We start from the raw sequence: 21,053 nt of genomic DNA on the forward strand, positions 1-21,053 counted from the left end.
CCTTCTATTTTTATTGTTTTATTCTGAAACGGATTACAAACGCCATCCGAACCGGATTTATTGTTTAATTCCGAAAATATCACGCAACACCTCGTGGTCGTCGAAGTGGTGTTTCACACCGTTTATCTCCTGATACGTTTCATGACCCTTACCGGCAACGAGAATGACATCGCCTTTCTGAGCCATCATGCATGCAGTACGTATAGCCTCCTTACGGTCGACAATGGTTACTACCTTTTTCTTCTGCGTGGCGTTGAGACCAGCCATCATATCGTCGATGATAGCCTGCGGCTCCTCGTCACGGGGATTGTCGCTGGTAAGGATAACCTTATCGCTCTGTTTCACAGCCTCTTGGGCCATGAGTGGGCGCTTTCCCTTGTCGCGGTGACCACCGGCGCCACACACCGTGATGACGTGTCCGCCCTTGGCATCGAGCACATCGTGGATGGCCCTGAGCACATTCTCCAAAGCATCGGGAGTGTGCGCATAGTCGACAATGGCGGTATAGCCGTCGGGCGAAGCTATAGGCTCCAGTCGGCCGTTGACACTCTTCAGTGTACTGAGCACGACGAGAATATCCTCCGGTTTCTTGCCCAACATCACGGCAGCACCGTAGACAGCGAGCAGGTTGCTGACATTGAACCGCCCTATAAACTGCACGAACACATCCTTGCCGTCGATTTCGAGGAGCATGCCGTCGAAGTGCTCCTCAAGAATCTTCGCCGTGAAGTCGGCAGCACGCTGAGTGCTATAGGTCTTAACCTCCGCCTTGGTATTCTGAACCATAATCATGCCGTTCTTATCGTCGGCATTGGTGATGGCGAAAGCCTCCTTGGGCAGTCCGTCGAAGAACATCTTCTTTGCGTTGCGGTAGTTTTCGAAGGTCTTATGATAGTCGAGATGGTCGCGGGTGAGATTAGTGAAGATACCGCCCACATAGCGCAGTCCGCCAATACGGTGCTGGTGGATGGCATGGCTGGAACACTCCATGAACGCATACTCGCATCCGGCATCTACCATCTTGGCTAACAGTTCGTTGAGCTCGATTGGGTCCGGCGTGGTGTGGTCGGCAGGAATAGCCTCACCGTCGATGTAGTTACACACCGTCGAGAGCAGTCCGGCCTTATAGCCGAACTTACGGAACATATTATATAATAATGTGGCGATGGTCGTCTTACCGTTCGTTCCTGTCACACCAACGAGCTTCAGTTTCCTCGACGGATCGCCGTAGAACTGCGTGGCTACAGGGCCTACGGCCATCTCCGTCGACTCTACCTGCACGTAGGCGACACCCTCTTTGCGCTCCTCCGGCACATCCTCGCAGAGTATTGCAGTAGCACCAAGCTCGAGAGCCTTGGGAATGAACTTGTGGCCGTCGACCTGCGTACCCCTCATTGCTATGAACAAGTTGCCCGGGGCAACCTTCCGAGAGTCGATATTCACACCGGTCACCTCAGTCTCTGTGTCGCCGATGACCTGCAGGGGCTCCACATTTTTAAGCAATTCTGATAGTTTCATAATTGTATTTTTTATCTTCTTTATTTTCCCATTTCTGTTTTTTACGACCGTCACCATAGCACCGTCAGGAAGGACATCGTCTCCGCCCCACAGTTCCAGGACAGCCATCTATCCTAATTTCAGCCGGCACACCATGCCCCGGCGTATCGGTTCACCAGCTCCTATGCTCTGCTGGAGCACACTGCCGCGGCCATCGAGGATGACCTTTATGCCGCGGCTCTCCATTATGTACACCGCGTCGCGGGCTCCCATGCCGTGCACGTCGGGAACCTCATTGGCCGGCACGACCTTCTCACGCTGAATCTGCAGGCGGCCCGTATTCTCGTCGACGAATCCCCATACAGGGTCACCCGACGGGAAGGCACCGCCCCATCCGTTGTTCACACTGAAACCGAGGAGACTGAGCACGTAGTCGGCAGCATGGAGGTTACCGTTATACACCTCAGGCAAGAACGGGCCGATGGTGTCGCGGGCGTCAGCGGCTTCGAGCTTCAGGCTCTGCGCCATTATTCCTTCGGCGATATTGTGGAACACCACACCACTCATGCCGCCACCCGATGCCGGCAGTCCGTGTTTCTGTATGCAGACAATGCAACTGTATCGCGGCTCATTGGCTGGGAAGTATCCGGCAAAACTGAGATAGTAGTCGGTGCCGCCGGTCTTGTAGCCGAGGGCTCCTTTCGACATCTGTGCCGTTCCCGTCTTTCCGGCCACGAGGAATTTATCCGACCCGGCCTTCTTTCCAAGTCCCTGACTGACAACATGCTCGAGGATAATCTGCAACTTCTTTATCACCTCCGGCTTTGCAATCTGCTTGCGCTGCACCACCGGCGGGTAGTCGGCGATGACCTGTCCGTCCTTGACAATCTCCTTCACGAACCTCGGCCTCATCATGCAACCGTTATTGGCGATAGCATTATAGAAGGTGAGGATGGATATCGGCGGACACTGAGTCTCATAGCCTATGCTCATCCACGGCAGCGTCGTCTTGGTCCAGTTCACATACTGTCCGTTCTTGTTCTTCTTCGGGTAGCGTATGCGCGCCGGCGAGTAGCCGGGGATAGGAATGTGAAGGTCGTCAGTCAGACCGAAGTTATGGAGGTCCTGGACGTACCGCTCCGGATTGTCGTGATAGTATTTATCGATAATACGGCTAACGCCGATATTCGAGCTAACGAGCAGAGTCTTAGGCAGATACATACCACCGTAGCCTCCGCGCCGCCAGTTGTGGTCCTTCATATCTCTGCCATACATATTCCATACGCCGCCTCCGGTCTCCACATACTCCGTAGTATCGCAGAGTCCGTCGTTGAGAACGGCCATGATGCTGGCGGTCTTAAATACCGAACCCGGCTCCATGAGGTCACTGACGGCATGGTTGCGGATTTCCCTGTACTCGCCGTCGAAACATTTCTCCATGTTAACGATAGCCTTCACGTCACCCGTTTTCACGTCCATGACGATGGCCACACCGACACGTCCGTCGATTTCCTTCAACTCATTGATGACGGCGCGCTCAGCGATGTCCTGCATCTGCACATCGATGGTCGTCACGATGTCGGCACCGTCGACAGGCGGTGTATCGGTGATATTCAGATACTTAGAGCGTACTTTCCTTCGATGGATGATGCCGTTCGTACCGCGGAGGATGGAGTCGTACTCCAGTTCGAGTCCGCATCGGGCCGTATCTTTCGCGCCGAACATATCGCCGACGGTGCGCTGGGCCAGCGAACCGAAGGGACGCCGGCGGGCGTTGAACTCCTCCCAGTGGAAACCGCTCTTGAACTTCGGCAGCCTGAACACCGGCAGGTCCTTAACCTCGGTGAAGGTGCTGTAGTCGATGCGCTCGTCCCATATAGGCCAGTGCTTGCTGCACTTGTTATGGCCCTCGGTGAGGTCGGCCTTGAATTGTGCCGCTGACTTCGACGGGAAGATGCGGTTCAAACCCTGGGCTATGGAGTCGAGTTTGACATTCCACAGCGAGTCATTGCCCGTTGTCTTCAGCGTGTTGAAGTCCATGTATATCTTGAACTCCGGCAACGACGATGCCATGAGCTGTCCATCGCAACTGAGGATATTTCCGCGCACAGGCTTTACCTGCACACTATCCTTCTTCTGTCGCGATGCCACGGCCATCCAGTAGTCCCTCTCGCCGGTCATGATATAGAAAGCTTTTGCCACCACGGCAATGGCGCCGATGGTAATGAAGAGGCTCAGCAGACCATAGCGCGGGATTATCTTCTTATCGTTGAATTTACTGCTCATTTATCCGGAACTTCTATTATATAAGGTGGACGGTCCGACTGTTTCAGCGCACTGTCGGGACCGTTTTTCAGCGACTCTAACACATGGCTCTCACGGCTTTTCTCCGTCAGCGTACTGCTTATCGAGAGGGCTTTATACTTAGCGTCCTCGAGTTCGGTGTTGAGTTTGTCAATCTCCAAGAGGTCCTTCTGCACCTTGTATCGGTTGGTGATGTAGACGACGATGAACCCCACTATGAGCAACATCAGTCCGATGTTGTTGCGCAGCGTCTGGGCCGTGAGGATATCGCCTCCAAGGATTTTCGCCAGCGTAAAGTTGCTCGAATGTGGGCGCTCGTCCTCGCGGGCCTGGTCAGCAATGGCTTTGCGGAGTTTCTTGTCCGACTCCGTCTCCTCCTCGCTGCCGTTGTTACCGTTGTCGGCAGTCCCAACTCCCGGGGAGGCTGAAGTAGCGTCACCACTGTCCGTGGCGGCGTCACCAATACTTCCGGGGGCTACGGCATCGTCCTCAGTGTGGGTACCAACATAATATTCGGCATCGGGGGCCAAGGCCGCTGTGCCGTCAGCACTGTCGTCACCGGTCACCGGCCGGACAACAACAGAACCGTCCGGGGCCGCCGTGGCCTCGGAACCGTCGATGGGTCGCATGTCTTTGTCGTTGTCCATAATATTTATATCTTCTCTGCTATTCTTAATTTTGCACTCCGGCTGCGCGGATTACGGTCCTGCTCGCCGGCATCAGGCACTATCACCTTGTTGTTGACCAGACGGAACGGCGACTCAATTCTGCCGTAGAAGTCCTGACGCACCTTCCCTTCTGTATTGCCGCTGCGCATGACATTCTTCACCAGTCGGTCCTCGAGAGAGTGGTAGGTGATGACGCTCAGGCGACCACCGGGGGCCAGAAGGTCGGTGGCGGCAAGGAGCATGTCGCGCAGGGCCCGCATCTCCTGGTTCACCTCTATGCGCAGGGCCTGGAAGAGCCGGGCCATATCTTTCTTCTCGCGCTCGCGTTTGAACATCGGGCTGACGATATCGAGAAAGTCGCCCGTGGTCACGACAGGCTTCACTTTTCGAGCCTTAGCCACCGCGGCGGCTATGCGGCGTGAGTTGCGCAGCTCACCGTAGAGGTAGAACACGTCGGCCAGCCGCTCCTCGTCATACTCGTTGAGCACGTCAGCGGCAGTCTTGCCGGCACTGTTGTTCATGCGCATGTCGAGCGGGGCATCGAAACGGAACGAAAATCCACGCTCGCCGACATCAAACTGATGGCTCGACACGCCGAGGTCGGCGAGGAGTCCGTCGATATGGTCGACACCATAGTAGCGCATCCAGTTCTTCAGAAACCGGAAGTTGCTGAGCACGAAGGTGAAATTGTCGGCACCACGGAAGGCCGTTCCGGCACCGTCAGCACCCGGCACCGCTATACGCTGTGCCGCATCGGCGTCCTGGTCGAAGCTGTACAGATGGCCGGAGCCACCAAGGCGCGACAGGATCTCGCGCGAATGACCACCCCCGCCGAAAGTGACGTCGACATAGACCCCGCCCTCGCGGATGTTCAGTCCGTCGACACTCTCCTTGAGAAGGACGGGCACGTGATATGATGAAACTGTCGTTACGGTCATAGATCAGTCATAACTTCTTCAAGGGCCTGTGAGAAATCATCAGGGGTCATCTCGGCCTCGTCGTTACCCTGGCTCCATATCTCTATGCAGTCGTCCATGCCGATGAACCGAATCTGCTGATCGTCAATACGAGCCCACTCCAGATATGCACGGGGAATGAGAAAACGGCCGTTGCCATCAAGGGTGATGCTCACCAGATTGCTGACAAACTGACGGAAAATCTGCTGGTCGCGCTTGTTCCAACGGTTCAGGCGCGAATGCAGATTGTCGACCATTCCGTTCCATACCGACAGGGGATAGAGCACAAGGCAATGCTGGAAGACATCCTTACGCATGATAAGGGTCTCCTCGCCCGACACCTGAAGTGCCTTGCGGAAAACAACGGGAAGGAACGCACGTCCCTTAGAATCCGTCTTTGCCTCTATGCTTCCGATAAATCTCAACAGTTTGCCCGATAATTGCTTATTTGAGGCCAAAGGTACTCAAAATTCCCCACATACCTCCACTTTTCCCCACAAATTTAATTAAAATACAGTTTTTTTTGATTTACTATTATCCTTGCAACTGCTCGGCGAACGCACAGCTACAGCACTCCGAAAGAAGAAAGAAACACAAAAAGCAACTTAAAGAATATTTTTTGCACTAATTATTAGTGAAAAATAACGATTTCTCAAAACAATTCTGTATTTTTGCAAACTGAAAGCATAGCACTTGTCATGAGTGAGCATATAGAGAAAACAATAGACATAGAGAAAATCCTGCAAAGTAAGATGGGAAAGAAGGCCCGTTTCGTGCCGGCCTTTGCCGTCAGGTGGCTCAAGCGCATCGTCCACGAGGACGAGGTGAACGCCTTTCTGTGGGAGAGCCGCAACCTCACGGGAACTGAATGGCTGAAGGCCTGCGTCAGATACCTCGACATGACGCTCCACATCGAAGGGCGCAATAATCTCCCCGACAAGGACGACGGAAAGCTGTACACCTTCGTCAGCAACCATCCCTTGGGCGGTGAGGACGGCGTGGCCCTCGGAGCCATCATCGGCGAGCACTACGACGGACGCTTTCGCTACCTCGTCAACGACCTGCTGCTCAACCTCCCCGGCTTGCGGCCGGTATCGATAGGCATCAACAAGACGGGACGGCAGAGCCGCGACTTTCCACGAATGGTGGAGGCCGGATTCCAGAGCGACAACCACATGCTCATGTTCCCGGCAGGACTGAACTCGAGGAAGAAGAACGGTGTCATCCATGACCTGCCGTGGAAGAAGACGTTCATATCTAAGAGCGTCGAATACCACCGCGACGTGGTGCCGATATATTTCAGCGGCCGAAACTCCGAGAGGTTCTACCGCATCGCCAACTGGCAGAAGAAACTGCATCTGAAGGTGAATATCGCCATGCTCTTCCTCGTCGACGAGATGTACCGCAACGTCCACAAGACGTTCACCATCAAAATTGGAAAGCCAATACCCTGGCAGACATTCGACAAGAGCCGTACGCCGGTTCAATGGGCTCAATGGGTGGAAGACAAAGTATATGAGTTATAAATCTGTCGGCATCAAGACCGGACTGACATCGTCAGAACCAGACACCGGCAGACGACATAGGACAGCAAATGAAGAAATAGAAATGGAAGAAGAGATAATCAAGCCGATTCCGAGAGAAGTTCTAAAGTCTGAACTGACTAAAGAGCGCTTACTCCGAACAACAAACAAAAGCCATAACGAGATTTATGTCGTAACGGCCCAGAACGCGCCGAACGTCATGAAGGAGATTGGCCGACTCCGCGAAATCGCTTTCCGCACAGCAGGAGGCGGTACGGGGAAGTCGATGGACATCGATGAGTTCGACACCATGGAGAACCCGTGCCGACAGCTCATCGTATGGAATCCCGAGGATGAGGAGATTATCGGCGGCTACCGCTATCTCTTCGGCGACGACTGGAAGTACGACTCCAACGGACAACCCATCCTCGCCACAAGCCACATGTTCCACTTCTCCGACAAGTTCCTGCGCGATTACGCTCCTTACACCGTAGAGCTCGGACGATCGTTCGTGTCGCTCGAATACCAGAACGTGAGGAAGAACACAAAGTCCATCTTCGCCCTCGACAACCTCTGGGACGGTCTCGGAGCACTGACAGTTATCAACCCGAACTGCAAATACTTCTTCGGAAAGATGACTATGTACCCGTCGTACATCCGCTGCGGCCGCGATATGATTCTCTACTTCCTGAAGAAGCACTTCGACGACAAGGAGAACCTCATCGTTCCTATTAAGCCGTTGAAACTCGATACACCGGAGGAAGAACTCGCGAAAATCTTCACCGGTGACGACTTCAAGGAGGACTACCGCATCCTGAACCATAATATCCGTGAGCTCGGCTACAATATTCCGCCGCTCATCAACGCCTATATGAACCTCTCACCGACGATGAAGCTCTTCGGCACAGCCATCAACTATGGCTTTGGCGACGTCGAGGAAACGGGTATTCTCATCGCTGTCGACGAGATTTTCGAGGAGAAGCGCATCCGTCATATCGAGTCGTTTGTCAAGGAGCATCCCGAAGCCCTCCACCTCACAAGCGGTGCCAACAATATCATCTATCGCGAAAGAGAAGGCGACGACGAGTAAAAGCCGCAACGCCTGACGTTAACGGGAAAAGCAACGGTCTCTCCCCTGCCCCATATTCAAGCAGCAGAGAACCTTTTCCCTACACAGCTATAAAGTTTTTTCTATAGCTGCTATAGCTTTTATAGCTCCTATAGATTCTATAGATTCTATAGCTTCTATAGCTTCCATAGCTCCTATAGATTCTATAGATTCTATAGCTTCCTATAACTTCCTATAACTTCCTATAAATAAAGTCCCCGGCATCACTCACGGAAGCCGGGGATTTTTTTTGTCCGTCATCACGGCTATTGTGGGATTATAGCCGAGATGCCTTGAATTCAATCTTACTTAACAATAACCTTTACAGTCTTGCCATTAGCGAGTTTGAGGATGTTCAGACCGCGCTGAGCCTCAGCGATACGCTGACCGGCAGCATTGTAGCGGGCTACGACAGCATTTGAAGCGTCGGTGGCTGCATTGACATTCTGAATGCCGGTAGAAGTACCACCGATAGTGCTCTTGGCCGCATTGGCAACGCCATTGGCATCATAGACGATAGCTATGACATAAACCTTCTGCTTGTTGATAGCATTCTTAAGAAGAGTGGTGGTAGGCAAGGTGAGGTTATATGTCGAGGTAGCTGGAGTGCCTGCTGTCAGGTCATCGAGAGTAGCCTTGTCAGTAGTGCCGTTGTAGGAACTTGCGATAAGAACATCATCGAACGGCCACTTAAAGGTAGACTTGCCATTCTTGCCACCCTTGCCGAACTGTGCGAGGTCGTCAGGAAGCTGAGAAGCAGAATACTGATAGTAGTAGTTATGCTGATTCCATGAGGACGAAGAACCTGTCAGACTGTCGGCAACGAGTACGAAGTCGATATTGTACTTGCCCGATACAAGAGGATCGACAGTAGCAGTAGCGGTGACAGTTGTAGAGTCAGCATTCCACTGACCCTCTACATCAACGCCCAAGAACGGAAGATTCTCAAGATGACGTGCGAAATCCTCAGTGATGGAATTATTTGAACCATAGTAAGGATCGATAACTGAACCATCACGGTCAATCATGCACGAAGGAGCGCCGGTGAATCCAAGACTTGCATAGTTCTTTGTGTAAGCAGGGTCAGTAGAATTGTACTGGTGAATGGCTACCCCTACGAAATTATCAGGATAGGTATTGGCAAGTTTCTGCATTCCGACAAGACCACGTGGGCAATAGCCGCAACCGGTACCTGTGTATTCTTCAACGACAACACCGCGATGGAATGCCTTTGAGAGTGCTACGAGAGTACCCTTTGATGATGTTGTGGCAGCCTCATTGGCAACACCGTTAACCTTCGTTACGTTGACCGTAGCATCGTAAGTACCGGCCTCAGCAGGTGCAGTGAAGGAAACAGAGTCGGTGAATATACCGCCGACGCCTAAGGCTTTACCGCCAAGGTCTACATGCTTCTCCTCGCTCTGCACACCATTGACAGTAACAGTGTAATCGAAATTGGAAAGGCTCGCTCCGATGTTGCTGAAGGTGACGTTAACCTTCTTATCTTTATTTACGAGAGCTGTGAAGGTGCCGAAATCTGAAGGTACGACACCGTTTGCCGGGAAGTTGTCGCTCTGCAGGATAAGCTGGATGGCTGGACATCCGTCGTCAGAGCCAAAGCTATACCAACCCTGACCGTTACCGCCTACCGATGTTGGGATATTGGCGTTGATGTAGATAGTACGCTTAACTCCAGTGTTAATGGCAACAGGATATGTCTTGCTACCCTGTGTGCACTTATATGAGACCATGTATCCGGCATAGTCGGAAGTGCTGAGAGTGAACTGCTTGTCGGCAGGCAGCATCACGGTGTTCCATACGTAGCTTGAATAATCCGCAGGTGATGTGCTGGAGAATATTGTATCCTTCTTGGCTATAGAGGTGAGAGAACCATCAGAACCAACGCCAAGGATTTCGACGCCCTTAGCCTTTGCACTTGGACCCATCGCAAAGCGCACGCCAACGACGGTAGCACCGGCAAACTGCTGATAGTCGGACGGCTCAAGAAGAGCACCGGGCTGGATATCGGCTGTCGTATAAGTACCAATACCAATAGCATTGTCGACATCATCGGTGGTATAATAACCGACAAGGCGCTGGTTGGCTGCCAACTGAGCCTTGCTCGGAGCTTTCTTCACTGCAGAACCTCTCAGGGATGCAGACGCAGGGGCTTTCTCAAGACCTGCCGCAAATCTCGGGGCTTTGAGGCCCTGAGCGCTGACCGACAACGCTAACGTTGCTGCGGCCATTGTAAGTAAAATCTTTCTCATAAACCAGTTTGTAAATGTTGATAATGAAATATGTGAACTACAATAATAGTTTCTTAACTGTGCCATCAGTATAGCGCACAATGTTGAGACCTTTCTGCATTTGCGAGAGCGACTCACCACGCACATTGTAGATGGCTGCGACCTTCTTTCCGGCAGTAGAAGTACCAATGGACTTGATGCCGGCAGGATTACGGTTGACGAAATTGATGGTTACAGAAGGACCGTATCCAGTGGGGATATATTTGGTTCCAGGTCCTTTAACATACATGCATATACGAAATACTGCGGAAGCCTGGCCATAACTCGTGGCATCACTCGGAACCCATTCGGTCTGAATAGTTTTGTTCTGTGTGCCGCCGTCAATGGCACCGGCCATTGTGCTGAATGTCCCTACATGTTTACCAATCTGACAGTTCACCGGGAAGCAGCAGCTGATGAAACCATTGTCGAGGCGTGTGATATTCACTTCCATACCGGCATAGACAGTCTCAGAGGAGGTGTTGTTGACGAAGAGGCCACTTGATACCTGACACTGGAAACCCTCATCCTCGAGAGAGTCGACAGTAATCTCACTGCCGTCGGCAATGACATTACCTTTACTGTCGACAAACTGAAGAGTATTGTCAATTTCGTCCTCATCACTATCCTGGGCCATGGCGGGCATAGAGGAAAGTGCCAAAAGCGCCAGGCAGAGTGTAAATAATTTCTTCATAGAATGAATTAATAACTATGGCATTCCTTCAGCCCGACAGATATAATGACTGACATGAAGGAATCCAATGAAATAAATGTTTTTATTATTTGTTGTTTTGCTTTATTCTGACCTTAGCCACCTGCTGGACACCGGAATCGTCGTAGACGAAAGCCACGAAATAACAGTGGTCGGCGACATTATTCTCAGGCAGAGAGTAGGAATATCCGAACATCTTTGATTCGGTAGCCGGTATAGACACCTCCTCACCCCAGTCGCCATTGACAGCAGCCCGCAACACGTGGTTATGAAGATAGTTGTAGTCGACACTTCCGTCGGGCATCTTCTGCAGCGCAGTGATACTGTCCTCGACGAGCCACACCTGCAGATGACCGGTGAAACTCTTGTCAAGGGACGATGCGTTGACAATCACTGATGCCTGCCGCGACAATGTATCATAGGTGGCTGAGAGACGAAGCAGCACACTGGCGGTATCCTGAAGGGCGTCATGAACCTTGCCTGACCAGTCGGTGTAGTTGACGAGTCCGTGGCGGTTAACCATTCCCACCGGCTGATACTCTGCACCGAAGTGCGTGTAGTACTCGTTGCCCAAGTCGGTAGCAAGACCAACATAGCGGCTGTTGCCTTTGTAGCCCAACGGACCGGAGTGGATGCCGACAGCGATGACATTGGAGTCGCCATACTGTTCCTGAAGCTGACGGATGACATCATTGGCGTTAGGACAGTTGACACAACGCTGACCGGTGAAATCCTCAATGAGCACAGCACGGCTCACGTTGGCAGGACGGACATAGGTGAAGCGGTCGTTCTCGTCGATATCACTGCACGAGACCATTGCCACAGCAGCAAGACCTAATATTATAGTTGTAAGATTTTTCATTACCCTTAGAAGTTATAGTTGTACGACAGTGTGAAACCTTTCGACTCCGGAACATAACGGCAGACACCACCGGAACAGTTGTAACCGGCACGCGTGCGGCCCCATCCGAGCTGGAAACGATGAGCTCCGAGGTTATAGGTCACATAAGTCTGCCAGTAGTGGGCATTGGTTACACCGCAGTTGTACTCGTCAGAGACGGTGAACATCCAATGCGGAGCCACGGAAAGCTCGGCAAGAGCGAAAGCCCAGTCGGCATCGTCGTCGGCAGTGGTGAGATACTGTAGCTCGGTGCGCAGCTTAGTGTCGCGGGAGAGGTTGAACAGCAGGTCGGCAATGAAGATATTGGAGTGAATCATACCACCCTCACCCTCGACAACCGTCTTGTTGTAGAACTGATTCATGTACATGAGATGCATCTTGAAGTCGCGGGTGATACGCTTGTCCAACTGTACGTCAATATCCTGATAATATGTTCCTCCGCCCCATTTCCAGAACGAGGAGCCGTAACCCTTTGTGCCCACACCGGTATGATAAGTCGGAACATTGGTTACCGGCTGAAGTTGACCGGTGGACAAAGGCTCAGAGTTCAATAGCAGTCCGTGCTCGCTTTGGTCGATACCATGAACATGAGAGAAGTTGATTTTCAGTTGCGTACCATACTTCCCACCCAGAGCAGTGTGCCTTCTGAAGGTATAGCCGAGCTGAGCCTGGTAGGCCCACTCGCCGGCAGGATGAGTGGCATAAGGATAGAGGGCCGCGAGCGCATAGGTCTGGTCCTCGGTGAACGCCGGCAGGTGGTTGATCATCGACGACGTGCCGGTCATGCTGCGACGCGAGCGGAACGAGAAATTATCCGACCGCTTGGCCTGCAGCAACAGTGACATTCCTTTACGGCTGTATGATCCAGAAAGCATGGCCACATAACCTTTTCTATATATATAGCCATTGTCGAACGACGGGTCCTGTGTTTTCTGAGCGTACTCGGCGAGGATATTGAACGGTCCCTTATTCAAGTTCACCCGGGCATCCCAGGCGTTGACATTCTCCGGGAGGTTCAGACGATGACTGGCATCGACCATCAGCAGGTCGTCGTCAGCCTTCTCATGCTTGTTGACCCATGAGCCACCAAGAGTCAGATAGGTGCCGCTCTGCTGCAGGGCATGGAACCACTCGTCGAGGCTCAGCTCCAAGTCGGCACCCGACACCCATGCGTCGTTGTGAGCCCAATAGCGGCGCTGCTTGCCGCTCAAGGCCTTGAGACGGACGCCACTGAACGGATTGACGACAAGACGCGCACCCAAGATAGAGTTGTCGATGCCAAGGGAGCGTTCCTCGTAAGTACGGAAGATGAACCCGGAACCGAACTGATCATAGAAATTACCAAGCGTCAGCTCAGCCTTGTTCAGCTTGCCCTTCACATAGAAGAACGGCACTCCCCATCCTTTGAAATCCTTCTCGAATCCTGGAAGCGGATGCTCAAGGTATTCGAAGCGGGCACCGGCATCAACATACTTGCTCTGAAGAGCCAGGTCCACATAGGTATTGGTACGAAAGTCCTCGTGCGAACCATCGGCCTGCTTGCCGGTGGGCACGAGCATATCGGACTGTATGCTGCCCGACAAGGTGACCCTATTATTTGTGGAGTCGTTTTGGGCAAACGTTGGCAATGCAGCCATCATTGCCGCAAACAGTAATGTCGTTCTCATTTACTTGACCAATTGCTTTACTTTATCGTAGAGTTCATTCTCTGCTCCTTCGGTGTAACCATTGTGCTGGAAGACCACTTTGCCATCGGCATCGCAGACAACAACGAAAGGAATCATCTGACCACCGAAAGCACGACGGAAGTCGCTGTTAGGGTCAAGGAGGACATCGTAGTTCCAGCCTTTCTGCTCCACCAGCGGGCGAACCTTATTGATATTCTGTGCCTGGTCGATACTTACGGCATAGATTTTCACGCCGGTCTCCTTCTGCCAGTCCTCATAGACCTCGCTGATGGCGTCGAGCTCGCGGTTGCAGGGCTTGCACCATGTGGCAAAGAAGTCGATGATAAACGGTTTGCCGTTGTTGCGAAGGGTATCGGTACTCACCGTCTTCCCGTCGATATCACGAAGTGTTACCTTCGGAAGTTGAGCCTGCGCAGTGCAGACAAAGCCACAAAGCATGACGAGCATGCTGGCAATAATTTTTCTCATGATTATAATCCTTTCTTTTTACGCTGCAAAATTACAAAACTTTTAATAATTACGCAATAATATTCACTTTTTTACATCAATCTAAAGCCAAAAATATTGGGAAGGGTAATATAAGACCGGAATCTACGATATAAAATGTAACATCTATGATACAATAGCTTATATTTGCCCACATCGGCCGGAAAATCATCTGCTGGTGGCGGACGACCGATACCGTTAAAATTTGTATATCCGCAGGTTGCGTTCGGTCGTAAGGACTGCACCCTGCATAACTCCTCTGCCCACAGCAAATGGTTATACAACGAAAGCCCCCAAAGGTCCGTTCGTAATAATGTTGGTTTCAGTTGATTCTTATTTCAGTGCAAAGGTACAAAATATTTTTCCCGAAAGCAAATTCCAGGGGTATAGAAAGGGGGCTATATGTATGTTGTGGTATATCAGCGGCTTACAGGGGCAAATTCCGAATAATCATTTTGTTTTCCAATATACGGGGCGAGTCAGGAGTGCGTTCACAGTCATTGGAGCAGAAAGCCTCACTGCCGGAAGATACCTAAATCGGCACCGGTCCCCACCGTCAGCTGCTGCGAACAGATGACCGTGAGGACCGGATGATATGAGAATGGCGCTCGTTCTACCTCAAAGAATACACCTGCCTATACATTATATATATAATATGTATATGACTGTCCCTTTCGGGATGATGCTTACGAGGAGACGATCCTCCGAAAATACTACTTGACTACTACCTTGAACGTCTTACCGTTCGACAGCCGGACGATATTCAATCCCTTCTGCGGCTGACAGAGTCGCTTTCCGTCGATAGAATAATACTCGCGAGCCACAGCAGTTGCATCGGCATTGGCATCATCAATACCCTTAATACCGGCGGCCTCATCAGAATAGACATTGCTCTTCAGAGCGTTGACGACATGGCCCGTGGTGGTATCGATGAGCAGGGTAACGACATGGAGTTTCGACTTGTCCTGGATGATGGCGTTGCGGGAAGTGTTAAGCGACTGAGCCAGATCGAAAGTATATGTGTAGTTCACCGGCTGCATGGCAACGACGCTCGATGGCAGACTGCCATCGATATACGACTTACCAGACCATCCGCAAACGACAAAGTTGAATGTCAGTCCGGAGATTGTGCTGCCACCGTTGACAAACTCTTTCATATCGTCATCAGGGTACGTAGTTTCACCAGAGTAGTAGTTGCTCTGGTCCCAAGAGCTCTGATGAGCCGTATCGCCGGCCTCGGACAGTCCGTCAGCGGTAAGGATATAAGCAAGCTGATAAGGGTTGTCTGAATTGTCGCCGGCAAAGGTGACTGAGGTCTTGACTTCTACCGACGACTGTGTGGCATCGGTGAAATAGGCCCTTGTGACAAGGTCGGCGGGAGCGAACTGCTTGTTGCACTCAGCATAAGTCTTGTCGATATTGAAATGGCCGTCATAGTTGTCGCCGCAATAAGCATCGGTCTCATAATAACGGTCTATCCACGCATCGGGGAATCCCGGTACATTGTTGGGGAAGTCAGCAGTGAACTCCATCGGGTCGCCATTATGATATGACACGCCGACGAAATCATTGCCATAAAGCTCGTTCATGTGCTCGAGACCAACAAAACCACGGGGGCAGTAACCGCACCATGTGCCGGTGTACTCCTCGAGGAGTGCCCGCTTTGTCGGCAACAGCTTATATACGTTGACGTTGCTTGTGAAACTCGAAGGATCAACATCCTTGCCGTTGACCTTCAACAAAGATACAGTCAAAGGATAAGTGCCCGCATCGGCGACAGCGGGAATCGCAAATGAGACGCTGCCGGTAGAACCCACATGTGCCTTGACAGGATCGGCGAGGTCGGCATGGACATTATTGCTGACTCCTGCTAAACTATAGGAGAAGTCGACAGAGCTGATGGCCGTGGAACCGCCGTTCTTTACGCTGAAAGTATAGTCCTTAGACAAATTAATCTGAGTATTGACATCACCGCCCGAGACGACAGTCGCCACATCGGGCTCAATACCATCCAACAGTACCTCCAGAGCCAGCTCGCAACCTAACGTCGAAGCGCGAGAACCCCATTTACGATAGGTTGACGTCGTATGCATATAGAGGTTGTCGTCGTCAGGGTTATTGGCTACAACTACAGGAATGACAGCCGTGGATTTTGCGTTGAGCGACAGCGAATAGCCCACATATACTCCGTCGGAGGTGATGGTGTAAGGCTGTTTGAACCTTATAGTAACCTTTCCGCCGGAAATGCTGGCGGTATCGGACTCGATATCGGGTACGTTGACCTTATTTTTAATTGTCAGCGTTTTCGACATAAAGGCCACGGCTGTACTGTCGATGCCGGTAATATCGGAGTTCATGGGGATGACGATGCCCTTTACAGTTTTGCCGACCAACGCCGAATTCGTCAGATGGATGGCTACATCATAGTTCTCTTTCTTTCCCGTTCCGAAATAACTCAGTTTCTGCGATCCGTCATAAGGACCATAGGTAGCCTCCTGAGCCGAGACGCTGACCGCCCCAAGCACAAGACCGAAGGCCGTGAACGCAATCTTGTGTAAAGTATTTATCTTCATAAGCAAACCTCAAATAAAAATGTTTATGTTGTAACGACTGATAAAATTCAAAAGGCAGGACTATTGTCCTACCTTTTATTAATTATCTGAGTCTCAGGCCGTTTACTTCTTTAAGACCTTCGTACCCTTCTTTGTTCCGTCAGCGTAGGTCACCTCCTTGATGTAGAGACCAGCCTGCTTAGGCGCAGCCACGCGGCGACCGCTGAGGTCGAAGTAAGCCACACTGCTGACTCCCGACTCGTTGCCCTCGAGGGCATTGATGCCGGCGGCATCATGCTGCTCTACGAGACTGTACCACACGAGGTTAGAGTGACGGAGCTCACCGGCTCCATTGTAGAACATCTGCACGCCGACACTGTCGATGTCGTTAGTATCGAAGTAGATATACCAGTAATGTTTGGCTCCGTATGCAGCTATGTCCATACCGTCGGTATAGCTGTAAGGAATATTCACCGAGTCGGAATAGTTGAAGTATTCATATCCCTCGTCCTCCGTAAGTGCATACGGCGTTTCGGGGTCGTCGCTCGTATAGAGGTTATAGTAAGCCTTATCGGTGTTCAGTGGCTTTCCGTTGGTGTCGAACTGTGGAAGAGTGAATGTCACGGCAGCGTAGCCCTGCGTGTTGTATGTCTCATTAACAGCCGTGATCACAGGGTCGGCAGGAGTAGCTGCGACTTCCTTCCAAGGCTCAAATCCGACCTCATCGTATGTTGCGAGATAGTAAACCTTGCTTGGCGAGCCGTTGACTATGAACGACGTACTGTCAGGAGCCTGCAGCGATTTGGTTGCCGCATCGTAAGCCAACTCCAGTTTGTCAGCAAGAGAATATGAGCGTACCTTGTCGACCTCACCATAATACGCATAATATGAGGAATCCAGCTCGACGGTATATGTAGCCGGCTCAAACCACAGGTGGATGTTGTCAGTAGTATCGGCACCTATATACTGAGGCTCGAAGGTAGCCTTTCCGTCCTTAATGACGCCCTTAATCCATGACGAAGAATCCTTCGTGGCAGGGTTGTTGACGTATATCGTATCGCCGTCGAAAGCAACATCGACAAGAGCATGAGCGGTATCCCTTGTCTCGACGAAGCCCTGACCAATGTCGTAAGCACTGTAGGTAGTGTTGCTCATGGCGTAAGTAGCCTTCTTAGCGGCTGCCGGGAGCACCGTCTTGTGGTAAGTGTTCGGCGTGACTCTCTGCGCGCCGTCGAGATAACCGTACCATGCACCGTCGGCATCGGTAAGTCCGATAGCTGCCGAGGGGAATCCTGAAGCGTCGTAAACCGAGTCAGCCATAGCCAACACACCGTCCTTATAAGTGAAATAGGCATCAGAGCCAGCGGCTGTAGTGTCGGCAACATAAGTCGAGCCATTCGACTCGGAAGTTGACAACTTAACGTGTGTGGCATAGAATGTCTGGCCATCCTGCTCATAGATAGGCTGTGGGAGATGCGCCACGTACGTGCCGTCAGCGTTTTTGTCTATCCTGAGCCATGTGTTAGTAAGGAATCCATTGAACGGATTCTTCAAGAAGATTGCGTCGTCAGTCTCGACATACGTTCCTATAGAGTTTGAATAATTTGCAGCCATGATATTGCCCCAAACAGAAAGGGTGGAGAAACCACTACGCAGGTCGGCAGCATGGAGGGTGCCCTCGGGCTGCGACGAAACGATATCGTCGTAAACCTGAGTCTTAGCTACCGACAGCTGACCGTTGGCACCTGCCGATGCGGGAAACTGCCGCGCCGTCAGACGGGAGGCTTTGACCATGCCGGCCACCTTCCCCGACTTCTGCAACGCCGACAAGCGCGCTTTGGTTAATACCTGCTGAGCGTTCTGAGCAAATGCCGAACCACCGGAAAGTAATGCGGCTGACAAAGCGAATAAGTAAATCTTCTTCATAAGCGAATTGATTAATATGATTATAAACCTGAATAAATTTCCTCTGTTATCTAAATGCTTTCTTCTACAATGCAAAAGTATAGAATTAAAAGCAGACATGCAAATTTTTCTTTATTTTATTTTATTTTTTATCGATATTTATTTGTTTCATAACCAGAAAACTGCATAATATAACAGCCGTCACATTATTATATAAGCAGAAGAGGAATAAAAACGGGTTCACAAAATATATTTCGTTGTAGAAGCAAACTTTGTGCATTAGCCATTTCCGCAATTTTAGACAAATCAGAAAACTTTCGGCACGGATTTTTGTCTATATAGTCAAGCAATTTGTCATGATCTGTTAATCCAAACTTTTCTATTATATGCTTTGCGTCTTGTTCTGTAAATTCAAGAGTACTTAAAATTTTTCGAATCTTATGAGCTATTTGCTGGAAGATTACTGTAGGTACAGCCTCTCCAAGATTCTGCCGAATGTTCATCTCCTCTTTCTTCAGGAACGCTTCTTTCTCTTTAATTGGGAGAGCATTAAGTTGGTCAAATGGAATATCAGTCCATTTGAATGAATCAGGAACTGACATCATCAGCATAATCTCACGAATGCTGAACACCCTATTATCCACAGGATGCACAGTGTTCTGACTTGCTAAAATGTCATTACGAGTATGAATGCAAGGAGCTACTTTGTCCCAGCACTGACGTGTATATTTGTCGCCATTCTTTCTCGCGTTATAAACAACGACACCATTCTTTACCGTGTGTGGTATTCTGTTGATATCCGTATTGTCAAAGGCTGACTGACCCTCCTTAATTTCAGAAATCCAAGCTTCCATACGTGGCGCATACTTTCTGAAATTGTGATAAATGTCAGTTGGACAAACTTCTCCCATTTTTTTCAAAGATGGGAGATGACCGATAACCTGCCTTAGTGTCCTCTCTGGCTGTCTATCAGGGAAAACATCATATGGCGTTATTTCTTTCAAGTCTTTACGCACTCCAATAACAAGCGTACGAGTACGACTTGACGGGTTTCCAAAATCTTTAAAGTTAACGACTCTGTAGAGTATATTGTATTTGCCGCCAAGATTCAATTCAATTGCTTCCTTAATGACTTTATCCTTACCATCAACATCCGTGCATATTGACTTCAGAAAAGCACGGACATTCTCAATAATAAAAAATTTTGGCTTTATCGCATCAACCATTTTGATTGACTCAACAACAAGAGAATTTCGCTTTAGCTCATCTTTCTTCTTGTGATTAGCAACAGACATTCCCTGACATGGTGGAGTGGCTATCAGTACATCTAAGTCCGTGACATTAAACGTATTCTTCCACAGATCAAGTTCTGCGAAAACCTTATCTTTTGTTTCCTGCGATGTCATATCACCGCAAATGTATCCGCTATTATAAGCACATTTGTTGTTGAATTTCTGAATTTTTAGGCGTCGTTCAAGGAGTTCTACAGTAGCTATGCAGTAGAAGCCTTCCTCTTTAAAGCCATAGCAGCCTACCCCTGCGCTACTGAACAAACTAACATAAGTGCGCAGACCGTAAGGAGACCTTTTCTCCTCAACAATGTTTTCAACATCAATTGTGTCTGGTAATCTATATCTTTTATTTAGTTTGGGCATATTCTATTTATATTTTTCAGCTGCAGTCAGCAATGTATTGAATGCGAGTTCTTATTTTTTGTAACGACATCATTTACGTTATCTGTAAGCCACAAAGTTAGTAAAGTTTCTGCGTTTATCCCATTAAACGTGGCCAAAGAATACACTTGGCCAATAATAGCTTTCTTATCATCGTGCTCTAATATGTAGATGTATCTATATCAAGGATTTAAGCCAACTTCCTTTGTGGTAGGTTCGAGGCTCTACTGAGATTCTTACTCCTCCTTGCGAACGCCATTTGCCAATTTTGTCTTAACATTACTTGGCAAAATTACAAAGAATTATTGGTATTAGCTAATATTTTTTGTTTTTTAAGATTGGTTCCTTTTTCTATTCTCTTTTTGTTCCAATTGTCACTCTTTGCTTTATACATTTATATACCCACAATATTTGTTGAGATTTTGGAGAACAGTAACAGCTTTGTACAGCTACCATACTCTGCTATCATTCGTATTAATCATTTGGAATACACAACGCAATGAATTGTAAAAATAAATCAAACGAAAACGGATTTTGCGCCATCTCTGTAAAATCCTGAGATACAGTCGCTTATCAATACATGCCATTTTGCGTTGCGAAACAGGCCGTTTTAGAGTGCGAAACGGACCGTTTCGCAAGCTAAAACGGACCGTTTCAGAAGGCAAAACGATAGGTATTGTTGGCGTGTCAGGAAATTTCATAATGTCGGCCAGACTGTGGTCGCTGTGCTATCTTAGTCTGAGGATACTGAGAATTAAGCCTCATCGGAACTTGCAATGGCGACTATAAGCC

Annotated in this window: 15 protein-coding genes; 2 read left to right on the forward strand and 13 right to left on the reverse strand. The window is 50.0% G+C overall.

The features are described 5' to 3' along the window. Positions 1 to 57: 57 nt before the first annotated feature. The 5 genes from LDN30_RS10375 to LDN30_RS10395 form a co-directional block, all read right to left on the reverse strand. Positions 58 to 1,518 carry a UDP-N-acetylmuramoyl-L-alanyl-D-glutamate--2,6-diaminopimelate ligase gene (locus LDN30_RS10375; RefSeq protein WP_223926562.1) on the reverse strand — a complete coding sequence of 487 codons (1,461 nt, stop codon included), beginning with the start codon at positions 1,516 to 1,518 and terminating at the stop codon, positions 58 to 60. Positions 1,519 to 1,626: 108 nt separating this feature from the next. After that, on the reverse strand, positions 1,627 to 3,783 hold the full coding sequence (locus tag LDN30_RS10380; protein ID WP_223929393.1) for a PASTA domain-containing penicillin-binding protein: 2,157 nt from the start codon (positions 3,781 to 3,783) through the stop codon (positions 1,627 to 1,629). Then, complete coding sequence (locus LDN30_RS10385; protein WP_223929394.1) at positions 3,780 to 4,448, reverse strand: FtsL-like putative cell division protein; 669 nt, start codon at positions 4,446 to 4,448, stop codon at positions 3,780 to 3,782. Before LDN30_RS10385 ends, LDN30_RS10380 begins: the two co-directional genes overlap by 4 nt. Before the next feature lie 5 nt (positions 4,449 to 4,453). Then, positions 4,454 to 5,407: a 16S rRNA (cytosine(1402)-N(4))-methyltransferase RsmH gene (gene rsmH, locus LDN30_RS10390; RefSeq protein ID WP_223929395.1), complete on the reverse strand. Its 954-nt coding sequence runs from the start codon at positions 5,405 to 5,407 to the stop codon at positions 4,454 to 4,456. After that, entirely contained in the window at positions 5,404 to 5,850 is a 447-nt protein-coding gene (locus LDN30_RS10395; RefSeq protein ID WP_223926566.1) for a division/cell wall cluster transcriptional repressor MraZ, read from the reverse strand. Before LDN30_RS10395 ends, rsmH begins: the two co-directional genes overlap by 4 nt. 273 nt (positions 5,851 to 6,123) lie before the next feature. On the opposite strand from LDN30_RS10395, the gene glsA reads away from it, so the two are divergent. Together glsA and glsB are read left to right on the forward strand one after the other, a co-directional pair. Beyond that, entirely contained in the window at positions 6,124 to 6,951 is an 828-nt protein-coding gene (gene glsA / locus LDN30_RS10400; protein WP_223926567.1) for a lyso-glycine lipid O-acyltransferase GlsA, read from the forward strand. Between the two features lie 82 nt (positions 6,952 to 7,033). Further along, complete coding sequence (gene glsB / locus LDN30_RS10405) at positions 7,034 to 8,038, forward strand: glycine N(alpha)-acyltransferase GlsB (protein WP_223926568.1); 1,005 nt, start codon at positions 7,034 to 7,036, stop codon at positions 8,036 to 8,038. Between the two features lie 323 nt (positions 8,039 to 8,361). Here glsB and LDN30_RS10410 read toward each other — a convergent pair whose 3' ends face one another. The 8 genes from LDN30_RS10410 to LDN30_RS10445 all read right to left on the reverse strand — a co-directional run bounded on the left by LDN30_RS10410 (position 8,362) and on the right by LDN30_RS10445 (position 20,243). Beyond that, the gene (locus LDN30_RS10410; RefSeq protein ID WP_223929396.1) at positions 8,362 to 10,326 is read right to left on the reverse strand and encodes a thioredoxin family protein; all 1,965 of its coding nucleotides are present in this window, start codon (positions 10,324 to 10,326) and stop codon (positions 8,362 to 8,364) included. A 37-nt stretch (positions 10,327 to 10,363) separates the two neighbouring features. Then, on the reverse strand, positions 10,364 to 11,038 hold the full coding sequence (locus LDN30_RS10415) for a hypothetical protein (RefSeq protein WP_223929397.1): 675 nt from the start codon (positions 11,036 to 11,038) through the stop codon (positions 10,364 to 10,366). An 85-nt stretch (positions 11,039 to 11,123) separates the two neighbouring features. Then, complete coding sequence (locus LDN30_RS10420; RefSeq protein WP_223929398.1) at positions 11,124 to 11,918, reverse strand: Omp28 family outer membrane lipoprotein; 795 nt, start codon at positions 11,916 to 11,918, stop codon at positions 11,124 to 11,126. Between the two features lie 5 nt (positions 11,919 to 11,923). After that, the gene (locus tag LDN30_RS10425; RefSeq protein ID WP_373316484.1) at positions 11,924 to 13,624 is read right to left on the reverse strand and encodes a DUF6029 family protein; all 1,701 of its coding nucleotides are present in this window, start codon (positions 13,622 to 13,624) and stop codon (positions 11,924 to 11,926) included. Beyond that, entirely contained in the window at positions 13,625 to 14,113 is a 489-nt protein-coding gene (locus tag LDN30_RS10430) for a peroxiredoxin family protein (protein WP_223929399.1), read from the reverse strand. A 731-nt stretch (positions 14,114 to 14,844) separates the two neighbouring features. Continuing rightward, the gene (locus tag LDN30_RS10435) at positions 14,845 to 16,704 is read right to left on the reverse strand and encodes a thioredoxin family protein (protein ID WP_223926573.1); all 1,860 of its coding nucleotides are present in this window, start codon (positions 16,702 to 16,704) and stop codon (positions 14,845 to 14,847) included. Between the two features lie 102 nt (positions 16,705 to 16,806). Beyond that, complete coding sequence (locus LDN30_RS10440) at positions 16,807 to 18,609, reverse strand: hypothetical protein (protein WP_223926574.1); 1,803 nt, start codon at positions 18,607 to 18,609, stop codon at positions 16,807 to 16,809. Between the two features lie 188 nt (positions 18,610 to 18,797). Then, on the reverse strand, positions 18,798 to 20,243 hold the full coding sequence (locus LDN30_RS10445; protein ID WP_223929400.1) for a DNA cytosine methyltransferase: 1,446 nt from the start codon (positions 20,241 to 20,243) through the stop codon (positions 18,798 to 18,800). Positions 20,244 to 21,053 lie beyond the last annotated feature (810 nt).

This window comes from Prevotella lacticifex, from assembly GCF_019973375.1.
Taxonomy (GTDB): Bacteria; Bacteroidota; Bacteroidia; order Bacteroidales; family Bacteroidaceae; genus Prevotella; species Prevotella lacticifex.